Genomic DNA, 14880 nt, shown 5'->3' with positions numbered 1-14880 from the left:
TGCTCGGTGACGACTCGGCCCCGCTGGTCCAGCGGGTGCCGGTGCCGATTGGCATGTGGCGGCCGTGGGCTGCTGACGGCATCGCCGCGAACCCCTTGGGTCGCGGTATCGGCCAGGTCGCCGGCCGGCGCGTGGCCTATGCCATCTGCTATGAACAGCTCCTGACCTTCCCCGTCCTGGTCAGCATGGCGCACCGGCCGGATGTTCTGGTGGGTGCAGCGAATGACTGGTGGGCGCGAGATACCAGCATCCCGGCTATCCAAGGCCAGGCGCTGGACACCTGGGGGCGACTGTTCCGGGTGCCCGTGGTCAGGGCCACGAACGCCTGAAACCACAAAGGCCGGGGTCCCCGGCCTTTTTCATTCCTTGGGCATCCACTCCTGCAGCGCGGCCAGGTCGGCACCCGCAGGCGCGAAAAACGCCTTCGCTTCCTTGTCCCAAACCGCCCCGGCGGCCTTGGCCCTGTCCTTGTCGGGAAAGGGCACGGTCAGCAGCAAGCGGGCGGCACCTGGCGAATCCTCGCCCCCGGCTTCGTCGGCGTCCACCATTACAAGGCCAGTTTCTTCCTCGGCCTGGTCATCGCCCATTTCTTCCAGCTTGGAAGAAATAACAGCCTTTCGCTTCCTGCTGCTGAAAGCCTTGTGCAGCTCGGAAATAAATCCTTCATGCCGGCGATTGCCAACTGCAAGGGCCGCCTCCTGGTCAATAACTTCAGGCGTGGCAATGAATTGGAATTTGGCGAGTTGGTCAATCAGTGCAATAACCAGCTGAATATCATCGCCAGCCCGATAAATCGCCTTGGCAACCCTTTTTCCAAGCTGGTCGATTTCTCCCTGGGTTCTGACAATCGACGCGGCCAGGCGGGCTTCCACCCCTTCTAACTCGGCCCCTAGCTTCTGGTCCTTGATATAGAGATCACAGGCCGCCCGGACCACGCCGGCAACCGGCATGTTCTTGGCATCGGCCAGCCCTTCGAGCTGGGCCATTGTTTCGCCGTCGAAGCGGACGGTCACGCGGTCTTGTTTGGTGCCCATGTGGCCCCCTCCTTCCGGTCAGCGTGGCCGCCTGGTGCCGGTATAGCACCCTCAAAACAGCCCCAAAACCGGCAGCTTTAAAGCTGCCATTTCGCCATTTTGGCACATTAACGGCAGACATGCAAAGCATTGATGTACAACGGAAAACAAGCAAAAACAGCCGATCACGGCAGCCACTCTTTATGTTCCCCTATGCATTGGTATTCGGGTCTTCTGGTTTGGTCTGCCCTCGAAGTTAGGCCGCTGTGATGGTTCCGGGGTGTCCCTGTCGCTTCGCGCCAGGTGGTTCCGGGTGGCCTGTGCGTCATTGGTTGGCAAAGTCACGGCGGAAAAACTGCACTTGCACTGCGGGACACTGCACAAAGACAGCGGGAAAACTGCATCAACACGCCACGAAACCCCGGAATAACTGCAATTTCACGGCATGCGGACTGCATCAGGGTTTGATTGACGCCAAAGGGGGGCATATCCGCGATGCTGGCATCGCTCGCTAGGTGGCACCGCTCCTGCCGTCCAGCTGTTGCCGCATCAATTACCCACCTGGTCAACTTTCCCAAGATTCACCTGTTTAGGCTCTTGAATGAAAAGACCAAATAAAAAGGCCAGGCATAAAGCCTGGCCGGTCTGCATCGCAACCTGTGGCGGGAAGCACGCGGACGCCTCCATGATAACGGCCATCATCCGGCCTTAGAACCCTTCGCCTCAAGTTTCCCGCGCAGCTTGGCCGCCTCTTCGCCGGCTGTCTTGGCTGCAGCTTTGGCCTGGTCTGCTTCCTTGTGGGCGGTTTCGAGTTGCGCGGCCAGGTCGGCAGCTCGCGCCTGGTTGGTTTGGATCGTCACGCGGGCGTCAGCCAGGGCTTCGGCCTGCTGTTCGGCGCGGGCCTGGGCCTTCTGCAGCTGCTCGCCGGTGCGCTCGGCTTCCTTCTTGGCTTCAACCAGCCGGCTTTCAAGGTCGGTTTTCTGTGCAGCCAGGACGGCCGCCTGTTGCTCCGCGTCGATTCGGCCCTGGCGCTCCTTCACCAGCTCGGCGCGGATCGCGGCCAGGTCCTCTTCCAGTCGCGGCATAGCTTCAAGGCGCAGCATGGCCTTTGCCAGCTCCGTGCGGGCCTGCTCTGCGGCCTGACGCTCGCGGGCGGCCTCGTCCTTCGCGCCGGCCAGGTCAGCGGCCAGCTGCCCGGCTTTGCCCTCTGCTGCTGCCTTCTCGGCCGCCAGGGTGTTCAGTTCGCCAGCCTGGTCCTCGATGGTGCCGGCTTGGCGCTCGTTCTCGGCGGCCAGGTCAGCGGCGGTTTGCTGCTGCTCGGCCAGCTCCGCTTCCAGCGGGGCACGTGTAGCGGACAGCTCGGCCGCCATGAAGTCCAAGACGACACGCTGCAGCCCCGGCGGTAGAACCAGCTCGGCGGCCGCCTGGCGCTCTTGGCCGGCCTTCCACTGCTGCAACAGCTTGGCGATGGTGCCCATGCTGCCGGTGCCCAGCCGCTCGCGCACGGCCCGCAAGGTGGGCTTGCCGCCTTCGGCTTTGATCGCGTCGGCGATGGCGTGGACTTGTTCGGGGGTAATGTTGGCTTCGCGTCCCATGTTGGCCTCTCTTTCGGTTGATATGATACGGTACGATATGAATGATATGATACGCTATGATATGGAAAAGTCAAGCGCCGGCAGGATCGCGGCGGCCACGCGGCAGGGCTGAACACGGAAAACCCACAAAAACGGCCCATAGGCGCGTTTCCGTGGTCGGTTCAGGGGGTAGGGTGCGGCCCGGTCGTTTTGACGCCTTGGCGGCGCTCCTGTGGCCTCTGTCGATGGCCTGGTGGTTGGCGCTCCCGGCCTTCCTTTTGGAGTCAACCCTTGGGCCTTCCGTGCGGCGATGCCGCTTGTTTGACGCCAAGGCGGTGGCAGACCACCCCCCTCCTGGCTAACCTGCAGCGGTGGCGCTCCACGGTCGCCAGTTCAACGCGCAGCTGGTGGCGCACACGGGGGACCTGTTCCGCCCCCTTGGGGGCCTCGATAGAGGGGAGGGGGAGCCGGCTTGTCCGGGGGAACCCCCGCAGGGGGTGCCACGGCCGCTAGGCCGCTTGAGGCTCGTTTTCCACAGAAAACGGGTCTCTTGCTACCAGTAAAACGTATAGGAAAAGACTACCGGAAACACCGTACCGGTTTAGGGGGGGTCTGATTTATCGACGCCGGGGGGGTCTGATTTATCGACGGTTTGGGGGGTGGGGGGGTCTGATTTATCGAAGGTGGGGGGGTCCGATCTAACGTGGACAACTTCAACAAATCACAGCCTTGTCCACCTGGCCAGCATGAAGGGAAGGCGTGTACACGCATCCTTTTTGGCGTGGTTGCCCCTGCGGCCGTGGGTGGTCGTGGCCGTCAGCCTCCCCGAAACCGCATGTCTTGGCTCCCAAGACGCTACGCGGGGGGGGTCCGATCTAACGGAATTCGGCTGACTGAATCAGCTCTTTTTGTAGCTGATTGGGGGGGGCGACGCCTGCAGCATCAGCCCGCCGGTGACTTGCTTCACCTTGGCCTGTGGGTACACGGCCAGCGCAGCCTGCAGAGCAGGGAGAAACTTCTTCTTGAAGTCCTTGTCAGGGTCTTTGCCCTGGTACTCCTGCGCGAACTGCTCCCGCAGTGACTTCCAGTGCAGGATCAGCGGCCGGCTCTCGATGCGGTGGAGACGATGCGCAAGCCAGGTGTACACGTCCAGCGCCAAGGCTGAGCCCTTCAACGCATGCAACGCCCGGTTGTCGAGTGGAACGCCATGCTCCACCAGCTGCTGAAAGTAGCCGTCAGACAGGAGCATGACGCCAGGCCATAGCGCCTTCTGCTTGGTTTCTTTGTTGTTCAGCCAGGCGTCGAACTGCTCCACGGGGTTGCCGTTGAATGTGCGGCCTTTCAGGCCCAGCTGCAGGCGACAGGCGGCCAAGGCGTGCATTTGCTTTCGCAGGGTTGCGTACCGTGCCCCTTGATCGTCCATGCCCATAAGCCGCAAGAACTCGGCCGCGCTCTCTCCGATGTGAATTTCTCGGGTCTTGTGGCGCATGGCAAAGGTGGACACCCAAGCCAAAGCCAGGCGGGGAACAGGTCCGTATGGGATTGGTTGCAGGACAGGCCCATTGCCTTCGTCCAGCACGCCGGCTTGTACGTTCAGCCAGGCGGCCCCTGATTGCCGCAGGAACTCGCGGCCCTCCACCTTAGCGCGAGGCAAACCGACCTGGCACAGAACAGAGTGCGTAAAGGCCATGTCATCAGGGGTCGGTGACTCGGACGCAATCGCTGTGCTTACGTCGATCAGCTTGGCTTCTCTCCTGGTCGATGGCCCCTCTTTAGGCTTTGCAGGAATTACGGCTGGCAGCGTGACGGCGGGCTTGGTGCGGGCGGCCGTGGCCGGCTTCTTCGGCTTTGCGGTTTCCGTAGGCGGTGGCGTCAGCTGGAACAGGTCCGGCGTTGCACCTGGTGGCTGGTACAGGTCCGGCCGGTATGCAACCTTTGCCGCGTAGTCGGCGGCATCCTCGGGGGGCATGCCTTTCGCCTCAAGGTGGGACCGGTAGCCTTCGCGCCAGGCGCGCATTTCTGCCGGCGTCAGCTCCTTCATTGCATCGGTGATTTTCTTCAGCATGCGCCCCTCCTTTTTGGCGTAAAACTGTATTTACGCTGTTCCGTATTTCTTCAAAAGCAGCTCGCGCACCTCGTCCGCGATCTTGGTGCCGTTCATGGCGCATTGCGACTTGATGCGACGGTGCAGGCCCTCGGTGATGTCGATGGTCAGCCGCTTCATCTTTTCCGGCTCATCTGCGGCACGGTTTTCCACCCAGGCATCAGCGCCGGCGGGCGCTGGCTTGTTGGTGGGCTTGGTTCCAATGGCGATCTTCTTGGTACTCATTTGGCGTACTCCATCAGCTCGGCGGCAACCGCCTGAATCTCGGCCGTTGCCGGCCCGTTGTGGTCAATCTCGAAAACGGCCTGCCCTTGCGCGGCCGCCTCGGCGAAGACGACGCGCTGCGTCACGGCCGCATTCAGCACGTGCACCGGGTAGGCGGCCAGGGCCTCGCGCACGTCGCGCCCGATTGCGGTGTTTGTGATTTTACGATTAACCACAAACGCGGATTTAATGGAATCCTTGTAAATGCGGGCCTCGTCGATCAGCTTCACAACCTCTTCGGCCGCCCAAATGTCATAGGGCGACGGCTGCACGGGGATCAGGACCACATCGGCGGCCATGATCGCGGAGCGGGCCAGGTCGGTGACGCGGGGCGGGCCGTCGATGACGATGTGGTCATAGCCCTGGCCGATCTGGCCGATTTCCTTGTGGATGGACGGCCGGGGGAAGCCCACCACAGAGAACAGAGGTTCGCCTTGGCGTGCTGCAGCCCAATCAAGGGCGCTGCCCTGGGGGTCCGCGTCGATGAGCAAGACCCGCGAACCGTCGCGGGCCAGGCAGGCGGCTAGGTTGACGCTAAGCGTCGTCTTCCCTACTCCGCCCTTTTGGTTCAAGACTCCGATAATCATGTTTTCCTCTTTTTCGCATTGCCGTATCTGTAATTTTACAGAAAACATGAACAGCGCACAAGATGCCGGCACCATGAAAAACGCCCCGGTGTCGGCCGGGGCGTCGGTGGGTTGGTGCAGCTGATCTGTCAGGGCAGCGTGACCAAGCCGGGGAAGGGCGCAACCTCAAGCATGGATGCCAGCGTGGACAGGGTGAACACCCGGCCATCGGTGTCACGCACCACGGGGCCAAGGGCGTCATTGATCCGTGCCCAGCCAATGCCACCCAGCACAGCGATAAGTGGAACGCCACCAAGGCGCACGGATTCCGCCTTGAGGCTGCGGAAGCGCAGGGCCTTGTCTCGGGCCGTGCCGCCGTTGTTGGTGCCCTTGCACTCAAGCATGGCCTTCAGGGTGTCGTCGGCCGGGTCGTACACCACGAAGTCAGGCGCCGGCGTCACGTGGACCTCGAAGCGCCTGGCAATGTCGGCCTGGTTGTGGCTCCCCGTGCGAATGAACGAGATACCGCGAGCCGTGAACAGCGCTTCTACAGCGTCCTCGATCAAGTCCCCGCGCAGGGTCGATGTGGCATCGAGGACCTGGCGGAAAGCGCCGCCATAGTGGCGCTGGTGCAGGAACACGCGCAGGGGCACGCCGTTGGCCGCGAAGTTGCGGACACTGGCCCACCCGCTTTCAGTGTCGGGCTTGCGCTGCTTGCTCTTGAGCCCGGCCGGTGCATCGCCGAACAGCTCTCCGTCCATCGCCATCGTGATCGTCTTGGCCCCGATTTGGGCCTGCGCTGTCGCCTTGGCCAGCGCGGCCGCCGTGTTGGGCCGCTGGTAGTCGATCGCGCTGCGCTCTAGCGTGTCGATCTGCGCCGCCGTCAGCGGGGCAAGCTCGTCAGGACCGCCAGCCAGCAGCGTCGAATGGGCGAACTCGTCTTTCGTCAAACCCAGCAGCGTGCGGAAGACCAACAGCGTGCGCGGACACTCCAAAAGGACGGCCTGCAGCTCGGCTTCGCTGACGCGGGTGAAGCCCTCGGTCAGCCTGGCCGCCACCTCGTAGGCAGCGAAGAAGTGTTCAGTCTCGTAGAACGGGGATTCGTGGATATAGGCGAAGTCCGGGGCCAAGTGCGGCATGTACAGCTCGCGGGCCACGGCCGCGTAAATCGTGCCGTGGTCCTCCGTGCCGTGACGCTGGGGCACAAGGCGGATTTGCTGAATGCGCTGGGTGAATGTGCCAGCTCCCAGGATGGCCTCAATAGTTGCTTCAACAGTCACCGGCTCATACCCCCATCGCGTTGACCAGCTGGCCGGGCGTGTCGTCGGCCAGGTCAGCCGCGATGCGGCGCAAACCTTCCTTCACGAAGTCTTCGTGCAGCTCGATGCCGCCGGCCTGGCGGCCAAGTCGGCGGCCAACAACTACCGTAGTCGCTCCACCCGCGAAGGGGTCCACCACGACGCCGCCGGTGGGGCTTGCGGCCTTAATGAAGAACTCGGCCAGGCCCTCGGGCATTGCGGCCGTGTGGGCCACGCCCCGGTGCTGGTTGTAGGTCTGCGAAACCGCCACTACGTTGCCAGGGTCAGCGCCGCCCAGGAGATAGGTCTTGGTCCGGTCGCGGCCAAAGCCGGCTTCCGTGCTGCGCCGGCCCAGCTTGTCCTTCTTGCGCCGCTCGATCTCCAAGGCGTCGGCCTTGTAGGGCACGCGCACGGCGTTGAGGTCAAAGAAAGGCTTGTTCCCGCGTGCGAAGTGATAGACGTACTCGAAGCTGTCTTTCGTCCTCGGGCCGAACTTGCCCGGCACAGCGTTGGGCTTGGACCAAATGTAGGTTTCGACCCACCGCCAGCCCATGTTTTGTAGTGCCAGGACCAGCTGATACACGTATGGGTGACGCTGGCCCTTCAGCGGGCCCCGGTTTGCTACCCGGTTCTTGATGTTGATGATGAGGCTGCCGCTGGGCTTGGCCGCGTCGTACATCGCACGTGCGAAGGGCAGGAACCATTCGACATAGCGATCAGGATGGATGCGGCTGTAGGCCCGTGCATCGGCATAAGGCGGCGACGTGAAAAACAGATCCACGCTTTCACGTGGCAGCGCCGGCAGGACGGCCAGCGAATCGCCCTCGATCACGCCATCATCAAGCATCTTGTCCAGCAGCAGCTGCCCGGTTTCGGCGGGCTTGGGCGGGCCCTTCGGCGCGGATACCTCCGATGCAGAACGGCAGGGCGCTTGCCCTGCCGCTACATGCACCAACTTCAAGGTTGGTTTTTTGGTCATTGTTTTTTACTCCTGTTTGGTGTGAAGGATACCCACGCCTGACGGGTTAGCCCGGCACTGCGCGTACTTGTAGAAGGTCGAGCGGCTGATACCCAGCGCCTTGCAGACTTCGGCAGGCGGCTTGTCGGCCATCGAGCGAATGACAGCCTGTTTCTCGGCCGGCAGCTCACGGCGGCCGCCTTTGCGGCCACGTGCGCGGGCTGACGCCAGGCCGGCATGCGTGCGCTCGCGGATCAGGTTGCGCTCAAACTCGGCCAGGGCGGCGAAGACATGGAAGACCAGGCGGCCGGCGGCCGTGGTCGCGTCGATCTTCTCGGTCAGGCTCTCGAAACCCACGCCGGCGGCGTCCAGCTCGCCCACCAGGCGCACCAGCTCAGGCAGGGACCGGCCAAGGCGGTCAAGTCGCCACACCACCAGCACATCGCCCTTGCGTGCGAAGGCCAGGGCTTCGGCCAGGCCGGGGCGGTCAACCTTCGCGCCGCTGGCCTTGTCCTCGAAAAGGCGTTCACAGCCGGCCGCAGTGAGGGCGTCCCGCTGCAGGTCTAGGGTTTGGTCGTCGGTCGATACGCGGGCGTATCCGATTTTCATTGGCTCTGTCCGTCAATCCGTTCGATAATCATTTTAATTCACGGACGGCAAAACGAACAGTTTTAACTGGCGAACCACGGGAAAGTGCGGGCGCTCGCCAATCGAACGTTTGGCGGACACCCTGCAGGCAGGCGAGGCAGTCAATCAGCAGCGTGTACACGCATCCAATCACACGAACACATAACCACAGAAACACATTTACAGGAAGGCGCAAACAATGAATGACGATTCAAGGCAGGCACTACGCGACGGCGGCAAGACAATCAGCCAGGCAAGGGACGCCCAACGCGCTCGGCTGCGTCACGAGCTGCAGGAGCTGGCGACGTTCTACATCGGCATGCACGACGGCAACCATCAGCAGGGCATGGAAGCCATGTGTGATGACTTCTTTGAACGGACGGCCGCGAGCCTGCACCCTGGCGGCTGGTCCAGCATGGTCCGGTACGCAATGAAGCGGGCCGGGTGAAGCCGCGCCGATAATCGGGGGGACTGCCCTTGTAGCGGCGTTTTCCTCCCTGATGCCCGCAGTCTTCAGCCTCGCCAGTCGGCGGGGCTTTTTTCCGTCTGCTGTCATGGCGTCACCTGTCAGGCTTGGACGCGGTACATGCGGCTGACCAGCTTGCCGTTGATCGTGCGGAACACGACGACACCGCCGCCGCCTTCCAGCTCGAAGACGCGCAGCGGCTCCGACACGTGGGCCACGTGGGCCACGTGGGCGGCAATCGGCGCGGGCGCGGCCGCCGGCATCATCGGCTGGGCAATGCCAGGCAGCGCCGTCGATGCCATCAGGAACAAGCCGGCCAGGCCGGCAAGGATGCTGCCCAAGGCAGCAGGGGAGGCGGCCACAGCGGCCGCCAGGATCAGGACGCCAAAGAAGGCATTCAGGGCTTTCATGCTCGGTGCCTCCTGCTCATTGCTTGGTGACGCGCTTGGCAACACGGGGGCCGCGCCGGTGGCCCACCTGGTCAACGTCGATGTTCAGCCAGAGCCACCAGCCATCATGAAAACGGGGGTCGTCCTGCAGGTCCTCAAGGCGCGACGAACGGGGCACCTTGCCCTTGTATTCGTCGGCGATCACTCCCTGCAGCCGGTCGGGAATCTCGACCACGGCCAAGGCCATCGTGTACAGGTTGAAGTCGGGAAGGGTCACGCGAAGGCCGCCGGCCCTCTCGCTCTTCACGTAGGTCAGGAAAAACATAGTCAATCACTCCTTCGGCGTATTTCCGTATTTCATTTATGACTCAAAAGCAGAATTACACATTTACGCTTTTGAAGTCGAAAAAAGATCACCAGTAAGCAGGACCCAGCTCGGCCCGTGCCCTGGGCGGCTCGGCCAAAGCGCCAAGGCGAAGGACGGGGGTAGGGGCCTCCGGGTCGTCATCTTCCAGAAAGTCCACCATCGCCAGGGGCGACACGATCATGTCGCCGGTGCGGTCGCTGCGGAACACCGCGAAGCGGTCCGCTCCGACCTCCAAAACGTACTTGAGCGGGCCGCCGTCCGGCTGGTCCACCTGGTCATCGAAGACATGCTGAATCGACATGATTTCTGTCATGCGATCCATCACCAGCGTCATATGTGCGGCCTGATAGCTCATGGTTTCTCTACTCCTGTGAAGAGGGTTCTTTGTCAGTCAAATGGGGCTTGGTGTACCCCGCCTTTGTGAGTTGGCGGCGCAGCTGCGCCATCCCTTCCCACATGCCTAAAGCCTGCCCGCCAGTGAGTGGGACACCTCGCATCACGTGGCCTGCGACGTTCTGCAGGCTGTGAGGTAGTCGGTCTATTTCCTGGGCGGCCAGAGCCTCGCGCTCCGCTTCCCGCTGCTTGTCCAGCCAGGCGGCGAACTCCGCTTTTTCTTCCTCGTTCATCTTGGCCGCCAGGTCGGGCGGCAGCTCGGTCGCTCCGCGAGCAATCGAGCCGATGAGCTTCTGCTTGGAGCGCTTCAGCTCCTTGACGTAGTAGGTGCGCAAGAACTGGGTGCGGCCCCGCACGTGGCGTATCTGCATTTAGGTGTTCTCCTGGTGGGGCGACATACAAAACAAGTGTACGTCTATCTAGTCGCTTCACGCAAGCACTAGACACACACTTTTTTTATCGGTCGTTTTGTTGACTGTAGACATACACTAGCATAGGATGACGACAAGGCCCAGCACGCGGCATGCTATGTAAACCGTTGATTTAGATAGATTTTTCTGACTAGTCAGCAAAAACAAGCCCAGCAAATCCGGCACAAAACACCGGAAAGACACACAATAAATAATGTATGTCTATGCTGTTCGGTTCGGATACAGCGCAAGCCATACGTGCAAAGCCTTATGAATCAAGGGCTTGTGTGACTTTCAGCCCTTGGAGTAGCCGCCGAAACCGCGTGTTTCGGCTTCCCAAAACGCAACTTATCGAGGTGCTGAGATGAACGGAAACAGTCAAGGGGTCGGCAAGCAAGCCGACAAGAAAACGTATGTGACGCGGGCCATGAGGAAGGCGGCCCTGATGGCCCTGGCCGGCAGCATGGTCATGTCCACCGCGAACGCCGGCAGCGTGGCCGGCAACGGCGGCGCGACGGAGGTGACGCAGATCCTGAACAACACCGAGCTGGTGCAGCAGTCAGCGCAGATGTACCAGGAGGTCCAGCAGACGCTGCAGCAGGTTCAGATGATGCAGTCTCAGCTGAAGAACCTCATCGCCGCCCCGCAGCAGCTCTGGGGCCAAGCGCAGTCGGACCTGGTGCAGCTGACGCAGTTGGTGGGCCAGACCCAGGCCATCAGCTATGCGGCGGCCAACGTGGACCAGCAGTTCCGGCAAGCCTTCCCAGGCTTCGCGCAAACCGCCGGGAATACGAGCTACGGCGCCAAGTACAAGGACCTGATGACGAAGGCCATGGGCGGCCTCAACACCGCGCTGCAGAACGCCGGCCTGGACGTTCAACAGTTCGACACCGAGCGCAACGCCATCGCGCAGATTCAAGGCATTTCGGCTGGCTCGCAAGGCTCTCTGCAGGCAATCCAGGCCGGCAACATGATCGCCAGCCAAACGGTGGACCAGCTGCAGAAGCTGCGCCAGTTGCTCGCCACCCAAGCCATGGCGCAGTCGAACTACCTGGGGATGCAGGCGCAGGTCCAAGCGGACCACACGGATGCCCTGCAGACGATGCTGAAGCAAGGCGACGGCACAGTGCGCCAGCCCGGCCAAAGCGGCTTCCGTGGCTACTGAGCCAACCGAAGCCCACCACTTCACCAATCAAGGACACCTAACCATGAAGCTCAATCACGCACAAAAGCGGGCTGTCTCGTTCGTCGCCGCCGTCCTGGTCGTCATGCTCGGCTCGATGCTCTTCGAGCCTGCGCGCCAGGCCGTCACCTCAACCCTCGCCGCCGCTGCTCTGCTCGGTCTACCGGCGGTCTTCGTGTTCCTGGTGGCTTTCGCCAGCGGCGCGCCCAGCAAAGACCGCGCACAGGATCAGGAGGCGAATCATGCGTAAGGCCAACGCCATCGCCGCGCTTGTCTTGATCGCACTGACCGCCGGCCTGGCCGGCTGCGGCGACAAGGCTGCAGAAGACGCTTCCGCCCACCAAAAGGCCCAAGACCAAGCCCTGCAAATGATGCTCAAGCAGTGCGGCAACACGCCGGCGAGCGGCCCCGCTGACTGCAAGCACACCGTTCGCAAGTCTGGCGAGTCCGGCATGAAGGGGTACTGACCATGAAGCATCGCAACCTGTGGCTAGTGGTGGCGGGCCTTCTTGTGCTCGCCGCGCCCGCGTTCGCCGACACCGGCGGCTATGACGTGGGCAACATCATGGACAAGTACCAGACGGCGGCACAGCAGTTCGGTACGGCCATCTCCGGCGCGGCGCTGAAGCTTTGCTTCACGCTCTTCACGATTGACCTGGTGTGGACCGTCCTGGGAAGACTCATCAAAGGGGCGGACACGGCCGAAATCGGCGTGGCCGTCATCTTCCGCGTCATGTGGATGGGCCTGGTCCTGTGGGTCATGAACAACCCTTCGGTGCCGCTCGCGTTCGTCAACGGCTTCATCCAGCTGGGAAAGACGGGTGCCAATACCAGCGTCATCAGTCCCGGCGATGTGTTCTGGCAGGGCGTTGACCTGGTCAATGTGATGATCAACAGCTTCGCGGATAACGCCACGGTCGCCGGCGTGCCTGTGCCTGCCGGTATCGCGGCGATGGCAAACCCGTTCGCCGCCGTTCTCATCGGCACGTCCTTGCTGGTCATCATCATCTGCTACGCCATGCTGGCCGCGCAGTTCGCGGTCGCCTGGATTCAGCTGTGGTTCTACCTGGCGGTGTATCCGATCGTCCTGGCCTTCGGCGCGATGAAGTGGACGAAGGACGTGGCGATGAAGGTCTTCACCACGCCCTTGGTCTATGGCGTTCGTTTCATGGCGATCTACTTCATCATCGCCGTGGGGACCACGCTGGCACAGGACTTCGGCAACGAGATCGCCCAACTGTCGCTGACCAACTTGAAGCCAATCTGGACCGTCCTGGCTGGTTCGGTGCTGCTCTTCATGCTGACGCTGAAGGTGCCCACCTTGGCGTCGGACCTCTTGAGCGGCACGGCGTCCCTGTCGGCCGGTGACGGTGCCGCCGGCGCGCTCGCCGCTGGTGGGGCTATCGGTGCGGCCGCCGGCGCGATGTATGCAGGCGGATCGACCGTGGCGAACGGCTTGGCCGGGGCAATCCGTGCCGGCCAGTCCGCCATCACGCAAGCGCGGGAGAAGGGCGCAACCGGTCTCGTCCCGACCGCTGCCGGTGCGGCCGGCGCAGTCGGTAGCGCCGTTGGCGAGGCCGCGATGGAAAAGGTCAAGGGGCTGGGTTCCGGCTCGGCGGGCGGCCGCCTGGCCGAGCGCATTGACAACCGGACCGCCTCGATCCGCGAATCTAACGCGGCGGCCAGTGTCGCGTCGGCATCCGTGCCGGGCGCGCAGCCGCCGGCCCCCGCCGCGCCTGCTGCGCCTACACCTTCGGGGACAACTGCCGCGCCGACCGCAGCAACGCCCACAGCGCCGGCAAGCGACACGGCTGCGCCGGAGGCCACACGGGAGACACCGGCCGCGCCCACAGCGCCGGCGGCCGCCCCCGAATCGCCGGCCGCGCCGGTCAGCGCGGAAAGCAGCGCGTCCGGTCAGCACGCTGTCTCGGCCTCCGTGTCCGGTGCAGCAAGCGCGCCGGTCGCCAGTACCAGCGCAGGCGCACCCGCACAGCCGGCCGCGCCTGCAGCAGCCTCCCCGACCAACAGCTCGACGCCGGCGACTATGCCCACAGCGCCCGCAAAAGCGCCTGCAGCATCCGCGCCGGCGCCCGAGGCACCGGCGGACGCCACCGAATCCGCAGCCGCCCCGATTGCTGACAGCGCCTCGGCTAGCAGCTCGCCCGCCGCTCCCGCAGCGCCCCCTGCGCCGTTACCTGAGTTGTCGGCAAGCAGTGCATCGCCAGCCGCTCCAGCTTCCTCGGTCGCGCCAGGTACAAACAGCAACGCCAACGCCAACGCCCAGGATGGTGCACAGCCGGAAGCGCCAAGATCGGCGGCATCCACCGCTATCGCTGCAGCCCAAAAGGCTATCAGCGAGGTCGAAAAGACCGGCGGGCAAACCGGCGGCAGCGTGAACATCAATCACGGCGGACATGAGTGATGAAGCGCGGCCTTCTTCTGACTGTCGCCGGCGCTCTTTGCGGCTTCGCGTGGGGACATGAGGGCCTGCCCTGGCTCGCCGGCCTGGCAGCCTTTGTGCCCCTGCTATGGAGCCTCGCCGGCTCCCGGTGGTGGGCCGGGGCGGTCGCGCTGGCCTACTACCTGGCCGCCAGCCGGGGCCTGCCCTTCGGGGCGGGAATCTTCTTCGCGGAATCGGCCCCCCTCTGGTTCAGCTGGGCACTGTGGGCGGCCGCTGGCCTGGTCAATGCGGTCCCCTGGCTTCTCCTTTGGAGTGCATCCCCACGCCGGCAGGCGTGGACCATGCCGGCGGCGTTGCTTCTGACGGCCCTACCTCCGATCGGCTTCATTGGCTGGGTGAACCCCTTGACGGCCGCCGGCTGGTGGTTCCCTGGCTTGGGCTTCCTCGGCCTGGCCGGCCTGGTCGCCTTGCTCGTCCTGGTCGTGCTGAAGCGTTGGCCAGCGGTCACGGCCCTGGCCAGCGTGGCCGTGGTGGCCAACATTGTCGCGCTGCAGGCCAAGCCGGCCGAATGGTCGGCTACCTGGTCAGGCCGTGACACCACGTTTGCGCGACTGCAGACGGCCGCCGCCCGCAACTTCCTGGCGGAAGGCCAGCGCATGGCGCAGGTCATGATGATGGCGGCCCAGCTCGAACCCGGCCGGGTTCTGGTCTTGCCGGAAACCGTGCTGCCGCCTGTACGCCAAGGGGATGCCTTCAATGCCTCGATGCTGGCCGATCTGTCGGCCCAGCTGAAGGCCAAAGGCAGCGCCGTCCTGGTCGGCGCTGAAGTCCTGGGCGCGGATCGCCAGCTGCAGAATGCGCTGGTCC

The 14880-nt window shown here is 63.4% G+C and carries 19 protein-coding genes; 7 read left to right on the top strand and 12 right to left on the bottom strand.

The window, feature by feature from the left end:
* On the top strand, positions 1–329 hold a 329-nt coding region (locus tag LI953_RS14310), incomplete at its 5' end, for a nitrilase-related carbon-nitrogen hydrolase (protein ID WP_227076774.1).
* Positions 330–359: 30 nt separating this feature from the next.
* On the opposite strand, the gene LI953_RS14305 is transcribed toward LI953_RS14310, so the two are convergent.
* The 8 genes from LI953_RS14305 to LI953_RS14270 all read right to left on the bottom strand — a co-directional run bounded on the left by LI953_RS14305 (position 360) and on the right by LI953_RS14270 (position 8386).
* The gene (locus LI953_RS14305) at positions 360–1034 is read right to left on the bottom strand and encodes a DUF5710 domain-containing protein (RefSeq protein ID WP_227076773.1); all 675 of its coding nucleotides are present in this window, start codon (positions 1032–1034) and stop codon (positions 360–362) included.
* Between the two features lie 677 nt (positions 1035–1711).
* Positions 1712–2608, bottom strand: a complete 897-nt coding sequence (locus LI953_RS14300; RefSeq protein ID WP_227076772.1) for a DNA-binding protein — start codon at positions 2606–2608, stop codon at positions 1712–1714.
* Between the two features lie 877 nt (positions 2609–3485).
* Positions 3486–4652 (bottom strand): replication protein RepA, encoded by a 1167-nt coding sequence (locus tag LI953_RS14295; RefSeq protein WP_227076771.1) that lies wholly within the window; start codon positions 4650–4652, stop codon positions 3486–3488.
* A 30-nt stretch (positions 4653–4682) separates the two neighbouring features.
* Positions 4683–4916, bottom strand: coding sequence for a plasmid partition protein ParG (locus tag LI953_RS14290; protein WP_227076770.1), 234 nt, complete (start codon positions 4914–4916; stop codon positions 4683–4685).
* The gene (gene parA / locus LI953_RS14285) at positions 4913–5542 is read right to left on the bottom strand and encodes a ParA family partition ATPase (protein ID WP_304505195.1); all 630 of its coding nucleotides are present in this window, start codon (positions 5540–5542) and stop codon (positions 4913–4915) included. Before parA ends, LI953_RS14290 begins: the two co-directional genes overlap by 4 nt.
* Positions 5543–5670: 128 nt before the next feature.
* Positions 5671–6801 carry a hypothetical protein gene (locus tag LI953_RS14280; RefSeq protein WP_227076769.1) on the bottom strand — a complete coding sequence of 377 codons (1131 nt, stop codon included), beginning with the start codon at positions 6799–6801 and terminating at the stop codon, positions 5671–5673.
* 4 nt (positions 6802–6805) lie between these two features.
* Entirely contained in the window at positions 6806–7798 is a 993-nt protein-coding gene (locus LI953_RS14275; protein WP_227076768.1) for a site-specific DNA-methyltransferase, read from the bottom strand.
* 6 nt (positions 7799–7804) lie between these two features.
* Positions 7805–8386, bottom strand: a complete 582-nt coding sequence (locus tag LI953_RS14270) for a recombinase family protein (protein WP_227076767.1) — start codon at positions 8384–8386, stop codon at positions 7805–7807.
* A 217-nt stretch (positions 8387–8603) separates the two neighbouring features.
* Between LI953_RS14270 and LI953_RS14265 the strand changes: the two genes are divergently transcribed.
* Positions 8604–8852 carry a hypothetical protein gene (locus LI953_RS14265; protein ID WP_227076766.1) on the top strand — a complete coding sequence of 83 codons (249 nt, stop codon included), beginning with the start codon at positions 8604–8606 and terminating at the stop codon, positions 8850–8852.
* A 119-nt stretch (positions 8853–8971) separates the two neighbouring features.
* On the opposite strand, the gene LI953_RS14260 is transcribed toward LI953_RS14265, so the two are convergent.
* The 4 genes from LI953_RS14260 to LI953_RS14245 all read right to left on the bottom strand — a co-directional run bounded on the left by LI953_RS14260 (position 8972) and on the right by LI953_RS14245 (position 10390).
* Positions 8972–9280 carry a hypothetical protein gene (locus LI953_RS14260; protein ID WP_227076765.1) on the bottom strand — a complete coding sequence of 103 codons (309 nt, stop codon included), beginning with the start codon at positions 9278–9280 and terminating at the stop codon, positions 8972–8974.
* A 16-nt stretch (positions 9281–9296) separates the two neighbouring features.
* Positions 9297–9584 carry a hypothetical protein gene (locus tag LI953_RS14255; protein WP_227076764.1) on the bottom strand — a complete coding sequence of 96 codons (288 nt, stop codon included), beginning with the start codon at positions 9582–9584 and terminating at the stop codon, positions 9297–9299.
* Positions 9585–9672: 88 nt separating this feature from the next.
* Positions 9673–9981, bottom strand: a complete 309-nt coding sequence (locus LI953_RS14250) for a hypothetical protein (RefSeq protein WP_227076763.1) — start codon at positions 9979–9981, stop codon at positions 9673–9675.
* 7 nt (positions 9982–9988) lie between these two features.
* Entirely contained in the window at positions 9989–10390 is a 402-nt protein-coding gene (locus LI953_RS14245) for a hypothetical protein (RefSeq protein ID WP_227076762.1), read from the bottom strand.
* Between the two features lie 403 nt (positions 10391–10793).
* Between LI953_RS14245 and trbJ the strand changes: the two genes are divergently transcribed.
* From trbJ to LI953_RS14220, 5 genes are all read left to right on the top strand, one after another.
* Positions 10794–11594 carry a P-type conjugative transfer protein TrbJ gene (gene trbJ / locus LI953_RS14240; RefSeq protein ID WP_227076761.1) on the top strand — a complete coding sequence of 267 codons (801 nt, stop codon included), beginning with the start codon at positions 10794–10796 and terminating at the stop codon, positions 11592–11594.
* Between the two features lie 43 nt (positions 11595–11637).
* On the top strand, positions 11638–11862 hold the full coding sequence (locus LI953_RS14235; RefSeq protein WP_227076760.1) for a hypothetical protein: 225 nt from the start codon (positions 11638–11640) through the stop codon (positions 11860–11862).
* A complete protein-coding gene (locus LI953_RS14230) occupies positions 11855–12079 on the top strand; it encodes a hypothetical protein (protein ID WP_227076759.1) in 225 nt (74 codons plus the stop codon). Before LI953_RS14235 ends, LI953_RS14230 begins: the two co-directional genes overlap by 8 nt.
* A gap of 2 nt (positions 12080–12081) precedes the next feature.
* On the top strand, positions 12082–14034 hold the full coding sequence (gene trbL / locus LI953_RS14225; protein ID WP_227076758.1) for a P-type conjugative transfer protein TrbL: 1953 nt from the start codon (positions 12082–12084) through the stop codon (positions 14032–14034).
* Positions 14034–14880 (top strand): hypothetical protein (locus tag LI953_RS14220; RefSeq protein WP_227076757.1); only part of this gene is annotated, 847 nt, incomplete at its 3' end. The genes trbL and LI953_RS14220, both read left to right, overlap by 1 nt.

It is taken from the genome of Acidocella sp. KAb 2-4 (genome assembly GCF_020567705.1).
Lineage (GTDB): Bacteria > Pseudomonadota > Alphaproteobacteria > Acetobacterales > Acetobacteraceae > Acidocella.
The sequence above is the reverse complement of the archived record's forward strand: the minus strand, read 5'-3'. Positions and strand labels throughout refer to the sequence as shown.